18 protein-coding genes are annotated in these 18,748 nt (G+C 40.7%); 13 read left to right on the top strand and 5 right to left on the bottom strand.

All coding sequences use genetic code 11. The features are described 5' to 3' along the window. The first annotated feature begins 19 nt into the window (after positions 1-19). From ybeY to NHE_RS04355, 7 genes are all read left to right on the top strand, one after another. A complete protein-coding gene (ybeY, locus tag NHE_RS00990) occupies positions 20-439 on the top strand; it encodes an rRNA maturation RNase YbeY (protein ID WP_232215011.1) in 420 nt (139 codons plus the stop codon). A 64-nt stretch (positions 440-503) separates the two neighbouring features. Then, positions 504-1,181: a phosphatidylserine decarboxylase gene (locus NHE_RS00985; protein WP_038559010.1), complete on the top strand. Its 678-nt coding sequence runs from the start codon at positions 504-506 to the stop codon at positions 1,179-1,181. A gap of 5 nt (positions 1,182-1,186) precedes the next feature. Then, positions 1,187-1,951, top strand: coding sequence for a CDP-alcohol phosphatidyltransferase family protein (locus NHE_RS00980; RefSeq protein WP_038559007.1), 765 nt, complete (start codon positions 1,187-1,189; stop codon positions 1,949-1,951). 56 nt (positions 1,952-2,007) lie between these two features. Further along, the gene (gene nth / locus NHE_RS00975) at positions 2,008-2,658 is read left to right on the top strand and encodes an endonuclease III (RefSeq protein ID WP_156927339.1); all 651 of its coding nucleotides are present in this window, start codon (positions 2,008-2,010) and stop codon (positions 2,656-2,658) included. 82 nt (positions 2,659-2,740) lie between these two features. Continuing rightward, a complete protein-coding gene (locus NHE_RS00970; protein ID WP_198014748.1) occupies positions 2,741-4,159 on the top strand; it encodes a Mur ligase family protein in 1,419 nt (472 codons plus the stop codon). Between the two features lie 199 nt (positions 4,160-4,358). Then, the gene (locus NHE_RS00965; RefSeq protein ID WP_051579521.1) at positions 4,359-5,780 is read left to right on the top strand and encodes a porin; all 1,422 of its coding nucleotides are present in this window, start codon (positions 4,359-4,361) and stop codon (positions 5,778-5,780) included. A gap of 27 nt (positions 5,781-5,807) precedes the next feature. After that, complete coding sequence (locus NHE_RS04355) at positions 5,808-5,975, top strand: hypothetical protein (protein WP_156927338.1); 168 nt, start codon at positions 5,808-5,810, stop codon at positions 5,973-5,975. 16 nt (positions 5,976-5,991) lie between these two features. On the opposite strand, the gene NHE_RS00960 is transcribed toward NHE_RS04355, so the two are convergent. From NHE_RS00960 to murD, 4 genes are all read right to left on the bottom strand, one after another. Beyond that, a complete protein-coding gene (locus NHE_RS00960; RefSeq protein WP_051579519.1) occupies positions 5,992-6,732 on the bottom strand; it encodes a TIGR02186 family protein in 741 nt (246 codons plus the stop codon). Next, positions 6,732-7,670 carry a sulfite exporter TauE/SafE family protein gene (locus NHE_RS00955; protein ID WP_038559000.1) on the bottom strand — a complete coding sequence of 313 codons (939 nt, stop codon included), beginning with the start codon at positions 7,668-7,670 and terminating at the stop codon, positions 6,732-6,734. The genes NHE_RS00960 and NHE_RS00955 overlap by 1 nt, the downstream gene beginning before the upstream one ends. A gap of 278 nt (positions 7,671-7,948) precedes the next feature. Beyond that, positions 7,949-8,875, bottom strand: a complete 927-nt coding sequence (locus tag NHE_RS00950; protein WP_232215010.1) for a polyprenyl synthetase family protein — start codon at positions 8,873-8,875, stop codon at positions 7,949-7,951. Between the two features lie 186 nt (positions 8,876-9,061). Continuing rightward, a complete protein-coding gene (gene murD / locus NHE_RS00945) occupies positions 9,062-10,375 on the bottom strand; it encodes a UDP-N-acetylmuramoyl-L-alanine--D-glutamate ligase (RefSeq protein WP_156927337.1) in 1,314 nt (437 codons plus the stop codon). A gap of 264 nt (positions 10,376-10,639) precedes the next feature. Between murD and NHE_RS00940 the strand changes: the two genes are divergently transcribed. The 3 genes from NHE_RS00940 to purE all read left to right on the top strand — a co-directional run bounded on the left by NHE_RS00940 (position 10,640) and on the right by purE (position 13,277). Next, entirely contained in the window at positions 10,640-11,659 is a 1,020-nt protein-coding gene (locus tag NHE_RS00940; protein WP_232215009.1) for a TAXI family TRAP transporter solute-binding subunit, read from the top strand. A gap of 17 nt (positions 11,660-11,676) precedes the next feature. After that, on the top strand, positions 11,677-12,681 hold the full coding sequence (gene tsaD, locus NHE_RS00935; protein WP_038558992.1) for a tRNA (adenosine(37)-N6)-threonylcarbamoyltransferase complex transferase subunit TsaD: 1,005 nt from the start codon (positions 11,677-11,679) through the stop codon (positions 12,679-12,681). A 101-nt stretch (positions 12,682-12,782) separates the two neighbouring features. Beyond that, positions 12,783-13,277, top strand: a complete 495-nt coding sequence (gene purE / locus NHE_RS00930) for a 5-(carboxyamino)imidazole ribonucleotide mutase (RefSeq protein WP_038558989.1) — start codon at positions 12,783-12,785, stop codon at positions 13,275-13,277. Positions 13,278-13,362: 85 nt separating this feature from the next. Here the strand turns inward: purE and NHE_RS00925 are convergent, their stop codons facing one another. Beyond that, entirely contained in the window at positions 13,363-14,157 is a 795-nt protein-coding gene (locus NHE_RS00925) for a response regulator transcription factor (protein WP_038558986.1), read from the bottom strand. Positions 14,158-14,762: 605 nt separating this feature from the next. Here NHE_RS00925 and secA point away from each other — a divergent pair. From secA to NHE_RS00910, 3 genes are all read left to right on the top strand, one after another. After that, complete coding sequence (gene secA / locus NHE_RS00920; RefSeq protein ID WP_038558983.1) at positions 14,763-17,186, top strand: preprotein translocase subunit SecA; 2,424 nt, start codon at positions 14,763-14,765, stop codon at positions 17,184-17,186. Between the two features lie 302 nt (positions 17,187-17,488). Next, entirely contained in the window at positions 17,489-17,944 is a 456-nt protein-coding gene (locus tag NHE_RS00915; protein WP_038558980.1) for a helix-turn-helix domain-containing protein, read from the top strand. Between the two features lie 326 nt (positions 17,945-18,270). After that, complete coding sequence (locus NHE_RS00910; RefSeq protein ID WP_051579516.1) at positions 18,271-18,744, top strand: JAB domain-containing protein; 474 nt, start codon at positions 18,271-18,273, stop codon at positions 18,742-18,744. The last annotated feature ends 4 nt before the right edge of the window (positions 18,745-18,748 follow it).

Below are 18,748 nucleotides of genomic sequence, written 5' to 3'. Positions count from 1 at the left end.
CATGCTAGATATCTGTATTATGGACCCGCGTTGGAAAAGAAAAATTGCAAAGGATCCAAAAAAACTTTTAGAGGCAGTCATCTCACAGACCCTGGATGGAGAGAAAGCTGAGTTTTCAATTGTCCTGACAGATGACGATTTTATAAGGACGCTAAATCGAAATTACAGAGGTAAAGATTCGGCTACCAATGTACTCTCATTTAATTACACGAACGAAGCTAATTGCATGGGAATGATAATAGGAGAAGTAGTACTATCATTCGATAGGATACTAATTGAGGCGTTGGAATATCAGATCGAATTCGAGGAACACTTCAAGCACATGTTGGTGCACGGAATACTGCACATCCTGGGATACTCACACTGCACTGATGAGGAGGCATTAGTCATGGAGAAAAAAGAACGAGGGATATTAGAGAAATTACACTTCACTGGGTAATTGCAAAATGATGCCTGATATAGTACTGAATTGATTGTATTGGCAAGCAAGTTGGTTTTGAGTCGTGACAAAGTTTTCTCTTCATAAGGAAGGCCTCCTAACAGTAGGCATTGTAGTTTTCTGTACAGCTCTGGCCTTCTTTTTCCTCCCCCTGCTTGGACTTTGTGGAATCGCCATCTCTGCTTTAGTGATTTATTTTTTCAGGGATCCGCAACGTGCCGTGCCTGTTTGCAAAGAATTTATTCTCAGCCCGGCGGACGGGATTGTCTGCAGAATAGAGAGTACAGTACCTCCGAAAAGTAGTGGAATAGAAGATGAAATGAATAAGATTAGCATCTTTCTCAGTCCTTTAAATGTCCATGTTAATCGGATTCCTATAAATGGGGTAGTTAGGAATCTTCATTACATACCCGGAAAGAAACTCCGTGCAGATTACGATAGTTCAGAGGATGAAAACGAAAGACAAGAAGTAGTCATAGAGTTATCGGATGGAAGGAAGATAGTCGTTGTCCAACAGACTGGCTTCCTTGCAAGGCGTATTGTCTGCGATCTAAAGAAAGACCAACAGGTCTCGGCTGGGAAGCGTTTTGGAATTATTAAATTCGGTAGTAGGGTCACCGTGTATCTCCCTAAAGATATGAAGATCCTTGTCACAGAGCAACAGACAGTCATCGCTGGAGAGACGGTGTTAGGTCTACTCAACGATAGCTTGCCTGTGGTGACTGGACACATACTTGATTAATAACCGTGCGAACCCGATCTATACCTATAGCACGATTTTTTCCTAACCTCATCACCTTCTTGGGATTGTGTGTTGGTCTCACCTCGATACGATTTTCGTTGGGGGCATTGTGGGAGCTCGCTCTCGCCGCAATAACGATCTCAGCAATCATAGATGGAATAGATGGTCGCATAGCGAGAATGTTGGAATCCAGTTCCAGATTTGGCGCAGAACTAGATTCCCTAGCTGACATGGTGAGTTTCGGTATAGCGCCCGCCTTCATGTTGTACCTCTGGGAACTACATAATGTTAAGGTCTTCGGGTGGGGCATCACTATGATATTCGTAGTTTGCATGGCAGTAAGGCTCGCTCGTTTCAATGTCAAGTCCGCTTCAACGGAAGATAAAGGGAGAGCATTAAAGTTTTTTGATGGAATTCCGGCACCCGCCAGCGGAATACTAGCTGTCTTGCCGGTAATTGTTACTTTCGGTTGCGAGGGGTGCACAATAATCACCCCTATCGTGATTAACCATTATTTCTTGGTTGTTTATCTACTCGTCATCTCGGTACTTACTGTAAGTAGAATCCCGACATTCTCTCTCAAGAATGTTTCTGTTCCGCAGTATTTGGAGTCCATATTAATGTTTTTCTTTGCTGTGACAGCAGTTGCATTCATACTCAAGCCCTGGATCACTATACCGATTCTATCTCTGTGTTATGTTCTTTCTATACCGGTTAGTTTTTTTCTCTACTCGCGGCAGGAGCACAACACAGAAGAGAATCGGAATTAGTCTGCAGCTATCTTTCAAAAATATATCAATGCAGTTCCGCCAGTGTGAGGATAATGATGTCATTTAGCAAATCACAAGTCATAGAAATACTCAAAAGGTTTCAGGAAGCAAGACCCGATCCCAAAATCGAATTGCAATATAAAAATAAATTCACACTTGTACTTGCAGTATTGTTATCAGCACAGTCCACAGATGTAGGCGTGAACAAAGCAACGAAAGTACTTTTCCAAATCGCTGATACACCAGAGCAGTATGCAAAAATGAGTACAGAGGAACTAAAGGAATATATAAAAACCATTGGACTACACAACAATAAGGCCAGGAATATCATTGCTTTATCTAAAAAATTAATCGCCGATAACCAAGCTGATATACCAAACGATTTCGAATATTTACAATCCCTACCCGGTATAGGGAGAAAATCCGCAAACGTGATATTGAGTACACTGTTCGGAGCTAAAAGAATCGCAGTAGATACACATGTTTTCAGGGTAAGCAATAGGATAGGACTAGTAGAAACAAAAAATGTCCTCGCTACTGAAATGGAATTATTGAAAATCGTACCCGAATCTTTTCTACCTCAGGCACATCACTGGCTCGTATTACACGGAAGGTATATTTGTAAAGCAAAGCAACCAAAATGTAGGGTTTGTATCATTAACGATGTATGCGAATTTAAAAAAAGGTATCAAATAACCCAAGTATGACGTAGATTTATCATAGGGGACTTCGCTTGAGTTAAGTGCTTGCTTATCCAGTGAAATGAACTGAAGATCCATGATTACAAAAATGGCTGAGTTATACGAGGAAATTTGCTCTGAGATACTGAAGAACAAAGTGCCAGACATCACTATGGACTCAAGGGAAGTGGAAAAGGATTTTCTATTCTGCGCTCCATCCGAAAAAAGTCATTCCTATATCGAAGATGCATTGAAGCGAGGAGCAAAAATAGTACTCACAAAGCAAGAACCACAATATCGAGGAAATGAGGTAAAATTCTTTTTTCACTCGAACCCAAGGGAAATATATCACAGGATATGCTCTTTTCTATGGAACAAGCAACCAGAATATGTATGCGCGGCCACAGGCACTAATGGGAAAACTAGTATTTCCTCATTCTTCTCTCAAATATGCGTTTTGGCAGGGGAGAAAGCAGCTAGTCTTGGCACACTCGGGGTGAGTAGTAACGTCCGTGAACTAAATCAGCCACTTAAACTCACCACCCCAGATGCCGCGGATCTTCACAAGCTCCTAGATAAACTTGCTCAAAGCGCCGTCCAATACTGCTGTCTTGAAGCTTCCAGTCAAGGAATTGAGCAAAAAAGATTGGACAGTGTTAGATTAAAAGCTGTAGCTTTCAGTAATTTGACCCATGAACATCTAGACTACCATGAAAATATGGATAAGTACTTCCAGGCAAAGTTGAGATTATTCTCGGATATCCTACCTGATGATGGAACCATGGTACTACCTACACTAGATGAATACGCGGTAAGGATAAGACAAATTTGTCCAAATAAACATGTCGTTACTTATGGCAATACAGGTGATATACAAATAATCTCGCAGCTTCCGAATCAAATTGGTCAGGTCCTGAAAGTAAAAGTGCTTGATAAGGAACTCATAATCCCATTGAAAGTGTTTGGTAAATTCCAAGGAAATAACTTGATTGCAGCCATAGGATTAGCGCTGTCATGTGGTATAGATGTTCATAACATCGAATATGATAAGATCGTTGCTCCAATAGGAAGAATGGAGTTTATTAAACATCCAGGAGACCGCTGTAAGATTATGATCGACTATGCTCATACACCAGATGGACTACAACATCTTCTGCTGTCATTGAAGTGGCACTTCCCGTACAATGATATTACACTCGTATTTGGTTGCGGCGGCGATCGTGACAAACAAAAACGACCGCTCATGGCACGGATCGCATCTAAAATGACAAGCAAGGTCATCATTACTGACGATAATCCGCGTAGTGAAGCACCCGAAAAGATCAGAAAAGAACTGCTCCATCATTGTCCCAAAGCACTGGAAATAGATGGTAGACAGAATGCAATAAAATACGCAATAAGGACAGCCAAACCGTCAGAAATAATAGTCATCACTGGTAGGGGGCATGAGTCAAAACAGGTCCTTAAAGACAGGATTTTGCACATCAGTGATGTACACACAATACAGGAGACAGTAACGACTCAGTAATTTCCAGCTCAGGAAGCCGATCCTTAATCTCAGAGAGCAAAAGTTATCATTTTTCCACTAGACTTTTTGATCAGTACAATGTACTTTCTGTTAAGCTTGGTATTTTGCGCTTTTTTATGTGCTGCTAAGCAGAAATATCCTGGGTGAAACAGAGATTCCATGGATATTTTAGTTTAATAATTATTTTTTATCAAAACTTATGATATGCAACATCGCTAAAATTCTATTCATTTCTACATTGCTCACAAGTCCTGTATACGCTTCTGTAGAGAACCCATCAATTGGAACAAGACCACCTCTAGAAGGGAAAAGCTGTGGATGTAAGAAAACTTGTGGATGTAAGAAAACTTGTGGATGTAGCAAAAATGTCCATACAGGTACTTCTTCTGGTCATAATACAATAAATCAACCATCTTTCACAATAAAGGGAAGTAGTGTTTTCTCGTTCCACTATGGGAAGAATGAAGATTTTTTCGAACTTAGTAAAAACCTATTGAAAATCAAGAACCTTCCGCACAGTGGAACACCAACTAGCGCTAGTGATGTTAAACCCCTATATAACGTAGGTATCTCAGGTGAGTATGACCGTCCAAATAAAATCCTCAGCAAAAGTAGGATATCAATCGAGGCAAGACGTAAAATGGCAGACTTCTCTTATGGAGTTCTGCTAGAACCGATGTTCGATATGAGTAAAACAGTCAGCACCAGGAACGCATATATCTTCCTTGAAGCACCGTATGGAAGATTTGAGATGGGCCAAGTTAATGATAGCGCAACCTCAGCACTGAAAATTGATGCATCGTCAGTTGCAGCTACCGGCGCAGGAATCAGAGATTTGGATTGGACTGAAGTCGCAAACCTTGAAGGAAGGCCTGAACACGCTGTATTTGATACCAGCACTAGTAGCACACAGCATAAAAGACATAAAAATGTAACTCACCCGTTCTTGGTCCACCCGAATTATTATGTAGCATATGATGCTCCAATCAGAGCGAATTTCACCACTACTGGACTCGGCGCATTCAAATTAGCAGTGAGTTACACAAACAGAACTGCTGATGGAATATATCGCGATATTTTGGATTTCGGTTGTGGATATACTGGAATTGCAAAGAATCTGAACTATGGTGTTTCCATCACTGGGCAAACCAGCCTCATAGAGCCAACTGGAAATCTGCACCATCCTCTAAAGAGATTCGAGATTGGCGGAATGGCAGAGATGTATGGTATCAAGCTTGCAGGATCATTTGGCAATTCTTTCCTTTCTGGAATTAAAATAAATAAAAACATGCAACTTGATCTCTCAAAGGGTATAGATGATCCAAAGCAATTTGTCAGTACAAACGGTCAACTTACCTATATGACATTAGGTACAGCATTCGAAAGTGGCCCAATGATGTTCAGTGTCAACTACATGAAGAGCGATAATATGTTGAAAAAATCCGACAAAAGTACATTGCATGTTATTTCTATTGGAACACACTACCGCTTAACAGGAGAAGCATATGAACTCACTCCTTATGTGAGTGGAAGATATTTTGTCACCTCAGAAGCTGGTGTACCAAAAGGTGATAATAACAAAGGTTATGTAATTTCTTCAGGTCTCAAAGTATCATATTGATAATTTGATATAAGAGATACGTCAGTTATGGGACGATTTTTTCGGTTAACGCTCTGTGCTGTGATTGTACTCTTCCTCTGCGGTTGTGGAGCCAAAAATTTCGCGCCCATAGTTGACAAGGGTGAAAAATATTACGGTAGAGTCAACAATATAGACGAGATGATCCGCGATCTATCGGATGATCAGGATTTATGAGGTGTATGTGATTGATTCAGCTACCGCTCTTATTAAAGAATTTCTTTCTGTTCGTGGCGAAGAACCCTAACCACCCTATGAAAATGGCTCCTATAATCGCGGCGAAGCCATATAGTATGGGATGAGAATGATTCATATCAAAGATCCAAGCATCTAGCCCGGTCTTCACAACAACGAGCGGTATTGATTCAATGCCAACGATCCTATTGTCGTCTAGAGCAATGATCTCTACGGTATACTTCCCTCTGACAATATTGCCGGGCAAGAAAATGTTCCCACGAAAAAGTCTGTCATTGATGATCTCGACTGCGTTCTCAAATTGGTACAGGGAAGATCGAATCTTGTTCTGTATGAGTGCTTCCACCATTTCCCGCTCATCGTTGCTCAGATCCCTCTCATGTGAAAATGGAATAAATTCCTCATAAAAAATTTGCTTGATTTTCCTGTACGGCATCGTTGCTGAAGAGAAGGAAAAAAAATAAGGTACCCTATTCACAAGAACTTTTGCTCCATTTGTCCACAGACCTAATACTTTGACCTTTTTGTGTATAGCCATACTTGTTTCGGGTCCATGGATAATTATCACTATATTGTCTGTTTTCTCCATCAGGGCACCAAAGATTAGGATATTCTTGCCTGTAAACTTGGAATGAATCTCGATTCTACTCGGGGACAGATCAGCAATCACAGAGAACGCCTCTGCTGAGCTGAAAAAAAGAATATGCGAGATTACAACAATCAATACTACGACTTTCACTACTTGAGAGTAAAAAAGGAATACAAATTTTCCGGCGTAAGAAACAAAGCGCAAAGTAATCTAAAAACCCCTGCAAACATCACAGCAGACAATAATAGTCTAAGTATCAGTGGATGTAGAGTAAGATTGAGTCTTGCTCCAAGAGCAACACCAAAAATTGCTCCGAGGCTCAGAAAAAAACCTAAAAGAACATCAACCGTGTGGAGCGTGATAGCATGGAGAAAAGTAGCGGATGCAGACACCAAAACCGACTGGAATACTGAGGTGCCTATAGCCATTCTAGTTGGTAGATTGAAGAGATATATAAGAGTCGGGACAAGTAAAAAGCCTCCACCTACACCGGAAAGAGATAGTATCAAACCAACAATCAGACCAACTATAAAAAGCGCAACTATACTGATTTCTGTCTTCGCTGAATGGAAGTAACGTCTCAAAGGTAGCTTATTCACAAACCTCGAACATTTACCAGCGACTGACTCTTTAGAAGGAGATTCGTGATAGGTAGTTTTCGCAAGACGCATTGCAAATAGCTTGCAAACACTATCAACCGAGATAATTGAACCCATACTGGCAAGCATTCCTATATATATAAGGAATATGACTATATCGATATTACCCTTCTCTTGTAAATACATGAGCAGGAAAGAACCTAGTAGCGTCCCACATGCGCCACTCAGAAACAGATAGAAAGCTATTGATAAGTCAACATTCTTCTGCTTCAGCTGGTTGAGAAAGCTAGCAAATGATGAAGCAACTGTTTGATTTATCGCACTAGATAATGCAACTGTAGGTGCAATATTCATAAAAATCAGCGTAGGAATGGTGATAAAATTCCCACCAATACCAAAAAGACCTGCCATCACACCGGAAATCAGACCCACCACCATCACTACGTAAATAGGAATCGAGATCTCAGCTATTGGAAAATAAATCTGCATCTAGAATATCTTAATATTGATAAAACACCTGTAATAACACAACACCAGCGCGCGACTCACTACTGAAATACCGACTCAAGCACTCAAACAGTAACAACGCCAACGCAGCGGCCCCTTATTGGAATTCGGCTGCAAATAAACATAATGGGTCCATCACTATGATTCTTCCCAACTCAAATGGCACCTAATGCCATATTTTGGAAATTTTAACCAATTATTAACAGAAGAAACACCATAAAACAGCGCAGAATTTATTGAACCACACTATACTAGCAATATCAGCGCAATCGCTCAGAGATGTGTTTGAGGAACTGCTGCATAAGAAAAAAATGTGGACTCTCACGGAAAATACTAAGTTTCTTTTCAGCTTCCTTTATGTATCCCACTGCAATATCTGACGCTTTTTCCATAGCACTCACCTCGTTCATAAAGAATCGAGCATCTTCTATATTTTTCGCAGCGCTGAAAAATTCTTCGCTCCAAAACTTTTTCGCTGCTTTGGATTTTGCATCTCTATACGCAATCATACACGGCAATGTGAATCTGGATTCCCGAAAATCATTACCCTCCTCTTTCCCTATTTTAGACGAGGAATCATAATCAATGACATCATCAATGATTTGGAAGGCTATTCCAATTAAGTGCCCCACTTCTCTGAAAAGAAGTATATGTTCTTTCCTATTACTCAATATGGCAGCAATTTCAGTAGCAGCCGAAAATAATATGGCAGTTTTCTTCCCGATGATTTCCAAATACTCAGACTCAGTCACTATCCTTCCGATAGTACACAACTGTAGCATTTCTCCCTCGGATAGTTGCTTCGCCGTTTTGGAAAGTAATGACACTGCAGCTAAATTTTTGCATTCAAGTATTATTTCGAAGGCGACACTTAGGATGAAATCACCGGTCAAAACACTGATTTTATTTCCGTAGATACTCTTTATATTTGCCCTCCCACGACGCATATAATTCTCATCTATTACATCATCATGCATTAAGGTAGCATTATGGATTAGCTCAATGGTCGCAGCTGCACGAATCTCCGTATCCTGATCGGCATTTCCACATAACGCAAACGAAATCAATGCTAACAATGCACGAACTTTTTTTCCTGCTGCAACCATTTTTTTCGCATCTTCCACACTTCGCAGCTGGGTGATAATAGACTCGCAAATCAGTTGTTCAACTGATTCCACTTTTTTCACCAGGTATTCATTCACAAATGCACAAGAAGTTCCACTCATATGAGATACAATGGTCGTGAGTAATAGATGAGTAGGTATAAGCGGGATAAATCACCACTTCGGATAGATGAAGTATACCATCCAGGTACAGAATAAAACACCGCCCAGGATTTAATATGAATTATGGAGTATTTGTCAAAGAAATATTCAGTGAGGCTGTCCAAGAAGCGACCTTACCATGCCTTTAAAATAATCACCTCTTTCTTCAAAATTCTTGAACTCATCAAAAGAACTGCAGCCAGGCGAAAGAAGTATTACTATCTCATCACTGGAAGCAAGTGCATCACTCACGCTACCGAGAAATGCATCTTTGAATCTACGGAAAACCTTATATTCAAGACTCCCAGATTGCGCCATAGCAAAATTCTGAGCAGCTTCACCGAAAAAATATGCTTTTTTTACCCCTTTCAAGGATTCACTATCTCCAACCGCATTCTTATGCTTCTCCCTGCCTCCAGCCAAGAGATAAAGGTTGCTCCCACTGTATAGGGAAATCGCCTTTTGCAATGACTCGATATTGGTAGCCTTACTGTCATTAACAAAAGTCACATTTTTGTATGAACCGCATTTTTCAGTTCTATGTGGAAGGGATTTAAAAGAAATAATCTTCCTGAAAAATTCTTCTTCCGAAATGTTATATAATCTCGTACAGACAAACGCAGCAAGTAAATTCTCTTGAAACTGTACTACAGAACGGGGAATTGTAAGAATTTCGCGTGAATTCTCATAGATCGTATTTCCAATCATTGAGAAACCCTGATTAAGCATTTCAGTTACAGACATTCCTATTTTACGTCGATTGCTGAGCTCAGAAAAAATTCTTTTATTTACACAGGAGTTCAGCGCAACGATAGCTGTGGTCTCCAGATTATCGAAAATCCGGACCTTCGCCTTCACGTAATCATCAAGACTTGCATACCTATCCATGTGATCAGGTGTAATATCAAGCAGTACAGCACTGGAAAGAGGTAGATCACTACACATTTCCAGCTGATAAGATGAGAGTTCAATAATGTATCCAACACCATCGTTGATATGCTCCATCACAGGCCTACCTATATTTCCCACAGAAATAAAATTATTTCCCAAGATGTGTGAAATCATCGCAGTGGTTGTCGATTTCCCATTCGTACCTGTGATACCTACCGCGATTTTCCCTTCTAACAGATCCAGGAAAAACTGAACATCATTAGTAAGCTTGCAGCCATTTTGTATGGCAAATGAAACGATTTCATGACAGAAGGGATATTTAATTGGTATTCCTGGAGAAACAAAAACGTTTCTTACTTTCTTCCAATCCAGATTTTTATGATCAACATGTTCTACAATCTGTGGGTAGCCGAAATCTGCAGATTTCTCTTTGTCATCGAAAACCAAAATTTTTTTCGCGCCTCTAGCTGCGAAAAATGATAGAAGAGATTTCCCTGTTCTACCCATTCCTACGATTAAAACATCGCACATTCCAGCTGTTATAAAAGGATAAAGAATATAATCTACACGTACACCAATTGGAAAGATATCATTCCTTAGAATCTCCTGCGGAGCTGTATACAAAAATACCCGGATCTAAGGAAAGGTCGTTGACGCGTGTTTTCATTTTAAATGATAAACCGTACGTAAATACATAAGCCCAATCCTTAAAAGAAATGCTTCTCTCAAGTGAATACAATCTCACATAAGAGATTTGTATTAGGTATGCTTGTAAAATATAATTAACCCTGGATCATGAAAAACGAAAGTCCTGTGGAGATGTTGAATTCCAGTTTCAGACAAATAGCGCTGCTGCTACTATTCTTTCTGAGTACGACATCTGTGTATGCGACAGAAAGATATTTTCTCAGGATCGGTACCGGTTCTATATCTGGGGTTTACTATGCAACAGGGAATGCGGTATGTCGATTCCTGAAAAAGCATTCTGTAGCGGATAAGACCTTGGACATTTTCTGCTCTGTTCAGTCCACACCGGGTGCGATGTATAATCTGAATGCACTTAGACATGGTGATTTAGAAATAGCTGCTTCGCAAGGAGACTGGGCGTACGACATATACCATGGAGTAGGTCAATTCTCATCAATGAAACCTATGACGTCTCTGCGCTCTCTTTTCGCGACTCACAAAGAAGCATTTACTGTACTAGTCAGAACAAATTCGAATATCAAGTCTTTCGATGAGATCAAAGGTAAGATTGTAAACATAGGTGCACCAGGAACAGGTGTGAGAGGTACTATAGAAAACATCATGAGAGCTAAAGGATGGACAACTCGTGATTTCAAGGTTGCTACTGAACTAAATTCATCCGAGCAAGTTCAGGCACTATGCGATGGAAAAATTGATGTAATGACAACAGTGATAGGGCATCCTAGTGGTCTATTCCAAGAAGCACTAGCAACTTGTGGTGTACAGTTCCTTTCCCTTGATGAAGAAACACAGCAAAAATTAGTCTCAGATTACCCGTATTACTACTCATACCACATTCCGATTGACCTTTATCCAGGTGTGACTCCCCAGGAAAGTATCAAGACTGTTGCGGTTAAGTCAGTGTTCTACGTTAGGAAAGACTTCCCTGAAGATAAAGCTTATAAATTGGTAGGTAGTATCTTCCAGAATTTCTCAACCCTACAATCTATACATCCTGCTTTCGCGAATCTGATAAAGGTCGATCTGGTGCCGGAAAATGTTGATGCACCTATACATCCAGGGGCACAGAAATACTATAAACACATTGGCCTGTTACGTGATTCCTAATTTTCTTCCAGTCTCGAATGGGTTCTAAGCCGATATTGGTCTTGGGTGTAGAGACAAGCTGCGATGAAACATCAGTTGCTGTTGTCTCCAGCAATAAACACGTATTGTTCCATGAAATCTTCACGCAAGACCACAGGATCTATAACGGCGTCTATCCTGAATTTGCCTCCAGGGAGCATCTGAAAATCCTTCCATTGCTGTTGGAAAAAGCGTCCCTTGCGCATGATCTGAAAAGCTTAGACGCTATAGCCTATACTAAAGGTCCAGGATTAATAGGTTCACTAATAGTCGGAACAATGATGGCTCAAGGGCTTGCTTTCTCATTGGGAAAACGAATATTAGCCATTAATCACCTAGAAGGACACATACTTGCATCCAGATTGTTTTATGAAATTGATTTTCCTTTTATCGCGCTTTTGATATCCGGAGGTCATTCACAGCTTGTATGCACAGAACGTATTGGGAAGTACAACGTTCTAGGGGAAACTTTGGACGACGCATTCGGTGAAACTTTTGATAAACTGGCAACCATGCTGGGTTTCCCGTATCCTGGTGGCAAGACTATTGAGAAATTCGCTTTAAATGGAAATCCTTCTCGATTCCATCTACCGGGTGCAATGATAAATCAATCTAATTGTAATTTCTCTTTATCAGGTATAAAGACAGCCCTGAAGAAAATCATTGATTCACTACCTATAGTGACTTCCGAGGATAAAGCAGATATCTGTGCATCATTCCAGGCATGCGTAGTGAAAATAATAACGAGTAAATTAGAACAAGCAGTCAAAATCTCCGGACACCGCAGAATAGTTCTCACAGGAGGAGTAGGATCAAACCTCTATATAAGGGAAAGCATCCAGGAATTCGCGAACGAGAGGGGCTTATCACTTTACTTCCCCCCTGTGCAGTTATGCACTGACAATGCAGCAATGATCGCATGGGCAGCAATAGAAAGAATGAATTTTGGATGTAAAGAACTATCTCCAGAACCGCAACCGCGATTGAAATTCGAATCTCTGTAGAAAGGCTGTACTTAAAGAACGCACCTATGCATTATACGGAAAGATATTGAATGGTCTTAGTTGTATCAATTAGAATCTAATGTTTGAAGTAGTGACTATAAATGAGTGTCAACAAGGTATCTGTGATCATGGGAAGCACATCCGATTATACGGTGATGTGCCACGCAGAGAGAATCTTAAAGGAATTAGATATCCTATTTGAAACAATGGTGATATCCGCACACAGAACACCAGAAAGATTGTACACATTTGCAAGAAATGCAGAGAATCGTGGTATTGAGATAATCATAGCAGGTGCAGGAGGTGCAGCACACCTACCAGGAATGGTAGCTTCGATGACATCAGTACCAGTTCTAGGAGTACCAATCGAGGGAAGAGTTCTACATGGCATCGACAGCTTGCTATCAATATGTCAAATGCCTTCAGGAACACCAGTAGCCACTTTCTCAATAGGAAAAGCAGGTGCGGAAAATGCTGCGCTTTTCGCAGGTAGAATCCTAGGCATGAATAACAAAGAATTAAAAAAGAGGGTCCTCAAGCGAACCACACAGCAATCAGAGGCAGTACCAATCAGCCCAAACCCAGAACAAAGGTGAGGACCGCACATATACAGTAGATCCCAAAACCAGGGAAAATCCAGCTATTACGTCATCAAAAGATAGCAACAAGAACTCCAAGACACTAGCTGTGGCTGTCCTGAAGAGCATGAGTTGACTCATCTTCATGATTGCGACTCTCTGCGCGTCCGCTGGATATCTTCGCGGAAGAGCTCCTGAGAGGCGGAACGTTCTCATTCAAGGTATAACCCCTACCCCAGACTGTCTCTATATAGCTAACACCGTCGTTGTGAGCGGCGAGCTTACTACGTAATTTACACGCAAATACATCGATGATCTTTTGCTCGGTAGGTTCGTTATTAGAGTACAGATGACTTATAAACTTATCTTTGGATATAATCGCGCCTCTTCCATGCAGACACATAAGTTCCAGCATCGAATACTCCTTGTTCGTCAGCTGGACGACTTTACCACGCATCTTACACACCTGCATGTGAAAATCGACCAACATGTTCCCTATCTTGAACTTGGAAAAGTGATGACTAAAACAACGTCTAAGAACAGCTCTTATTCTCGCAAGGAACTCACCTTTATGCAGCTCACTTTTTGCAATGAAGTCATCCGCACCGAAATCGAAGGCCTTAATCTTATTCTCGTACGAAGAGAGTGCAGAGAAAAAGATCACTGGGGTCTTTATATTCTTACAACGCAGATTCAGAATCATGTCCAGACCATCACCATCTGGCAGGACCCTATCCAAGATTATCAAATCGTACTGATAGTCACCTTTGCTTGAGTTAATCAGTGCAGAAGCATCGCGGCAACACGACGCCGTATCACACACATACCCCACCGAGGTAATAATACTTTTGACACAATCTGTCACTTTCTGTTCATCATCAACGACTAGTATACGCATTTAACCTCCACCCTACACCGAAAAATTAACTTAGCTAAAAACACGAGAAAACACTCACAAAGCAGAAAGCAATAGCTCAGACAAAATCGCGGACAAACAACAAATCTAGCAATAAGACGATTATTATTAGTCCGACTCGTATAAATCAATAGCCCACCCGCAAAAACCTCGGAAGCACGTCACAAAACCTATCACACATGACAACCAAGACTGTAGACAACCTTATATCATAGTGTGTAAACTTTTCGTTAACCAGATGCTAACCGGCACTTATGATTTCGAGAAGCAACGAACCGCAGTAAGGGCTCCTTTATCATATTCCGAGAATATAAACCAAAAACCAATATCATTGTTACACAACCATCCTGATTATAGCATTCCTTAATATCAGTTTCCATAGATTTATATTTTCATTGGGTCCCAATATTCGCGCAGACTTTCTCTGCCTAGCCTAGTTTTAGCTGGGGAAAACACTGATCACAAATGTAAGAATTTAACTTTCATAACTAAGAGTAACAGAAAAGAAGATTATCTATGGATATTTGATAATCTTTGAACAAGATCATACAATAGTGTCCTCTGTGTAGTACCACTCAAAAGGTGAAATGTTAGGTCTAATACATAGGATTTTCGATTCTCGGAATCGAAAGATTATGGATCAACTGAAAAGTAGCGTGCGCTGCATCAACTCTCTTGAGGGTGAGATTCAGCGTCTTTCCAGCGATGCGCTGCGCGGCAAAACGAATGAATTTAGGGATCGCATACTGAATCAAGACAGCAAACTAGCAGATCTTCTTCCGGAAGCCTTTGCTTGTGTAAGAGAAGCGTCCATTAGGACGCTAGGTATGAGGCATTTTGACGTTCAACTTATGGGTGGAATTGTTCTACACCAGGGCATGATCAGTGAAATGCACACTGGTGAGGGAAAAACGTTGGTGGCTACCCTAGCAGCATATCTGAATGCGCTTTTGGGTGAGGGTGTCCACATAGTCACCGTGAACGACTACCTAGCACGTAGGGATGCGGAATGGATGAAACAGATCTATAGGTATCTCGGTTTGACTGTCTCCTGCATTACTTCGGATATGCAGGACAGCGAACGAATCAATGCCTATAAAGCAGATATAACGTACGCCACAAACAATGAGCTCGGATTTGACTACCTCCGAGACAATATGAAGTTTACAAAGAAGGAGATGGTTCAAAGGGGGCTCAACTATGCAATCATAGATGAGGTTGACTCGATCCTCATCGATGAAGCACGTACACCACTAATAATTTCCGGAGCAGCTAGTAGTAGTACCTATTTATATTCGCGTGCGAACAAAATCGCTAAGAAGCTTGACAGCAACTTATACACGGTAGATGAAAAGTATAAAAGTGTTTTCCTTACAGAAGAAGGACAGGAAGTAGCTGAAAAGTTGCTACTCGAGGAAAAACTCATTGAAGCCAGCTCCTCACTATATGAAGCAAAAAACCTTCCATTGGTGCATTGCCTAAATCAGTCACTGAAGGCAAATAAATTATTTCATAAAGACAAAGACTACATAGTGAAGGATGGACAAATAGTCATTATAGATGAGTTCACTGGCCGCATGATGGAAGGAAGACGTTATTCTGAAGGTTTACATCAGGCACTAGAAGCAAAGGAAAACTTGAAGGTTCAGAATGAAAATCAAACTCTGGCTTCTATCACGTTCCAGAATTATTTTAGGTTGTACAATAAGCTCTCAGGAATGACTGGGACTGCAGCCACGGAAAAAGAAGAATTGTCGAATATATATGGATTAGAAGTCGTACAGATTCCTACACATCTACCTATTCGCAGAATGGATCATGATGATGAAATCTATGCAACAAAGGAAGAAAAGTATCAAGCCATCCTGGAATCGGTGAAAGAGTGCCAAAATAAACTACAACCGGTCCTCATCGGCACGACTAGTATAGAGCAATCCGAGACAATCTCGTCAGCACTCAGAAAAGCGAAGCTCAAACATTCCGTCCTGAACGCAAAACAGCACGCCTTTGAAGCCGAGATTATCGCGCAAGCAGGAAAACCAGGCGCAATAACGATCGCTACAAACATGGCTGGAAGAGGTACAGATATACAGTTAGGAGGCAACATCGATTTTCAGACCTCTGCCAACGACGATAGCATGAAAGAGGAATATGCGAAAAATAAAGAAATAGTCCAAAATGCGGGGGGGTTATATGTCATCGGAACAGAAAGACACGAAAGTCGCCGAATCGATAACCAACTCAGAGGCAGGTCGGGCAGACAAGGAGATCCGGGTGAATCCAAGTTCTTTTTGTCATTGGAGGACGATCTGTTGAGGATATTCGGAACACCCGGAATCCGCAATATATTGAAAAAACAGTTATCCAATAATGGTGCTATAAAACATTCATATATCACACGCTCTCTTGAGAAAGCTCAGAAAAAAGTTGAGAACCGAAATTACGAAATTAGGAAGAACCTGCTTAAGTTTGACGATGTAATCAATGAACAAAGAAAAGTCATCTTTGAGCAACGTAACAGTATCATAGATAGCGAAAGCATAGATCTGCTCCCAATAGCAAGAGATGTGAATTCCCAATTGCTTGAGAACGCTCGATCAAAAAATTTCTATGATATTCCAAGTCTAACCAAAGCAATGCACTCAGTCTATGATGAAGATTTCGAGGCACTAGCTAAGACTGAGGACATTGTTGAACTCATAGAAAGAAAAACTGAAGAAATTATCTCAAAAAAGGAAAAAGAGTATACAGATCCCAAATTACTGTTACTGGTGAAAAAAAGAATAATGATTGGGATACTGGACCAGCTCTGGAAAGAACATTTACAGTTTCTTGAAAATCTGAGACTAAGTACCAATCTGAGGGCTGTTGCACAAAAGAATCCACTAATTGAATTCAAACATGATGCTTTTCATGCTTTTCAAAAGCTTTCAAAACGGTGGCATGAGAATGTACTCGCGTCCTTTATAAGGGTCAAACTAGTGGAGCAGCTTCACAGGGACACTACTTAGCTTCTTCATATTAAATCAACAGCTTCGAATTCACCACAATCAAACCGGCGCCTGGCCTGTCATCCTGACAAAATAATGTTGCCATGTAGTACACTTATACCTTCCAAAAGGTTGTAGAATGCGCAAATCTCACAATTATTTTCACCTCATCACCCACTCAAGTTGCCGAATTCTCCAATGAATGTAGAAATGGGATTTATCATTATACTATTGTTAATAATCTCAATATAATTGTTATTGTTTATCTACTAGTTAGGAGTTACCATAACACTTTGCGTTTATTCACAGTACAGTATCTTCATATGCCTAAAATTTCCGACAACTTCAAAAAACACGCAGAAACAGACGTAATGATTGGCAAACAAATCCGCAGACTCAGGACGCTCAAAGGATATAGTCAAGCAGCAATCGCAAAGGAGATTGGGGTGACATTCCAGCAGTTCCAAAAATACGAGTGCGGCGTGAATCGTCTTTGTGTGAGTAGACTCCTCGATATATGTAAATTCTGCAAAGTTTCTCCCTCTTACTTCTTCGATTCCCTCGATAAAGAAAGAGAATGCGATACTTTATACGACTCAGAAAACAGCATAGAATTCGAGCATGAAAATGAACATAATAAGGAATTATTAGTTTTAGTACGTGCTTTCAAAGCGATCACACAGGATTCAGTGAGAAGTAAAGTACTTTCACTGGTGAAAACTATGTCGCAAGCTTATGCTGAAAAGAGTCCAAGTCAGGAAGAAATGTCGGAGATGTAAAATATCTCTTGCTTATCTTGTATACCACTGTGTTGCACTGCGCAAAAGACAAGCACCGTAGAAGATGAAGTTGGAACTCAATGCCTCGACGGTCCGAGAAAAAGGAGTGGTAGGTCGACCGGACGGGTGTGCTGCATAAAGGACGCAGAGAACGCCTTAGGCAGCGTATAATACAAAGTACAAGCGGGAACTATATCAGAGTATGAGTTATTAGAATATCTTCTGTTCGCGACTCATCCCAGAGTCGACGTGAAGCCTATGGCAAAGACATTGCCCAACGAACTCGGAAGTTTCAAAAAAAACTCTTTGGCGCAGAGCAGGATAATTTGAAAAGTGTCAGAAGCGTCAATGACGCTGTTGTAGCAATCATAAAGATCGTACACGAAAGTATGCAAGCTATTCTAAGAGAGGATCTTGAGACACAGCCTGTATTAAAATCATGGAAATCGGTAGTGGATTATCTACGAATCAGCATCGGTAATAGACCCATTGAGGCAATATGCGTTCTTCTACTGAATAAAAAATATACCCTGATCAAAGAATATATTCAGGACTTCGGTGCAGTCGATCATACCATGATTTGTACCAGGGAGATCATCAAAAGATGTTTGTCTTGTGGGGCAAGTGCAATAGTGCTTACACACAATCATCCTAGCGGAAATCCGCTACCCTCTGAACCAGATTTAGTTATCATAAGACAATTGCAGAAAATCTGTCAAAAAGTGGACATACAATTAATAGATCACTTTATCATCACACCTGATGAGCATTTCAGCTTTGTCGTCAATGGATTACTGTAATGAT

This window comes from Neorickettsia helminthoeca str. Oregon (assembly GCF_000632985.1).
Lineage (GTDB): Bacteria > Pseudomonadota > Alphaproteobacteria > Rickettsiales > Anaplasmataceae > Neorickettsia > Neorickettsia helminthoeca.
The sequence above is the reverse complement of the archived record's forward strand: the minus strand, read 5'-3'. Positions and strand labels throughout refer to the sequence as shown.

What these genes read in the sequence shown, in the direction of transcription:
- NHE_RS00940 (WP_232215009.1), top strand. Translation starts at nt 10,640, where the DNA reads ATGAAAAACGAAAGTCCTGTGGAGATGTTGAATTCCAGTTTCAGACAA.
- nth (WP_156927339.1), top strand. Translation starts at nt 2,008, where the DNA reads ATGTCATTTAGCAAATCACAAGTCATAGAAATACTCAAAAGGTTTCAG.
- secA (WP_038558983.1), top strand. Translation starts at nt 14,763, where the DNA reads ATGTTAGGTCTAATACATAGGATTTTCGATTCTCGGAATCGAAAGATT.
- NHE_RS00965 (WP_051579521.1), top strand. Translation starts at nt 4,359, where the DNA reads ATGATATGCAACATCGCTAAAATTCTATTCATTTCTACATTGCTCACA.
- ybeY (WP_232215011.1), top strand. Translation starts at nt 20, where the DNA reads ATGGACCCGCGTTGGAAAAGAAAAATTGCAAAGGATCCAAAAAAACTT.
- tsaD (WP_038558992.1), top strand. Translation starts at nt 11,677, where the DNA reads ATGGGTTCTAAGCCGATATTGGTCTTGGGTGTAGAGACAAGCTGCGAT.
- NHE_RS04355 (WP_156927338.1), top strand. Translation starts at nt 5,808, where the DNA reads ATGGGACGATTTTTTCGGTTAACGCTCTGTGCTGTGATTGTACTCTTC.
- NHE_RS00925 (WP_038558986.1), bottom strand. Translation starts at nt 14,157, where the DNA reads ATGCGTATACTAGTCGTTGATGATGAACAGAAAGTGACAGATTGTGTC.
- NHE_RS00955 (WP_038559000.1), bottom strand. Translation starts at nt 7,670, where the DNA reads ATGCAGATTTATTTTCCAATAGCTGAGATCTCGATTCCTATTTACGTA.
- NHE_RS00915 (WP_038558980.1), top strand. Translation starts at nt 17,489, where the DNA reads ATGCCTAAAATTTCCGACAACTTCAAAAAACACGCAGAAACAGACGTA.
- murD (WP_156927337.1), bottom strand. Translation starts at nt 10,375, where the DNA reads ATGTGCGATGTTTTAATCGTAGGAATGGGTAGAACAGGGAAATCTCTT.
- purE (WP_038558989.1), top strand. Translation starts at nt 12,783, where the DNA reads ATGAGTGTCAACAAGGTATCTGTGATCATGGGAAGCACATCCGATTAT.
- NHE_RS00970 (WP_198014748.1), top strand. Translation starts at nt 2,741, where the DNA reads ATGGCTGAGTTATACGAGGAAATTTGCTCTGAGATACTGAAGAACAAA.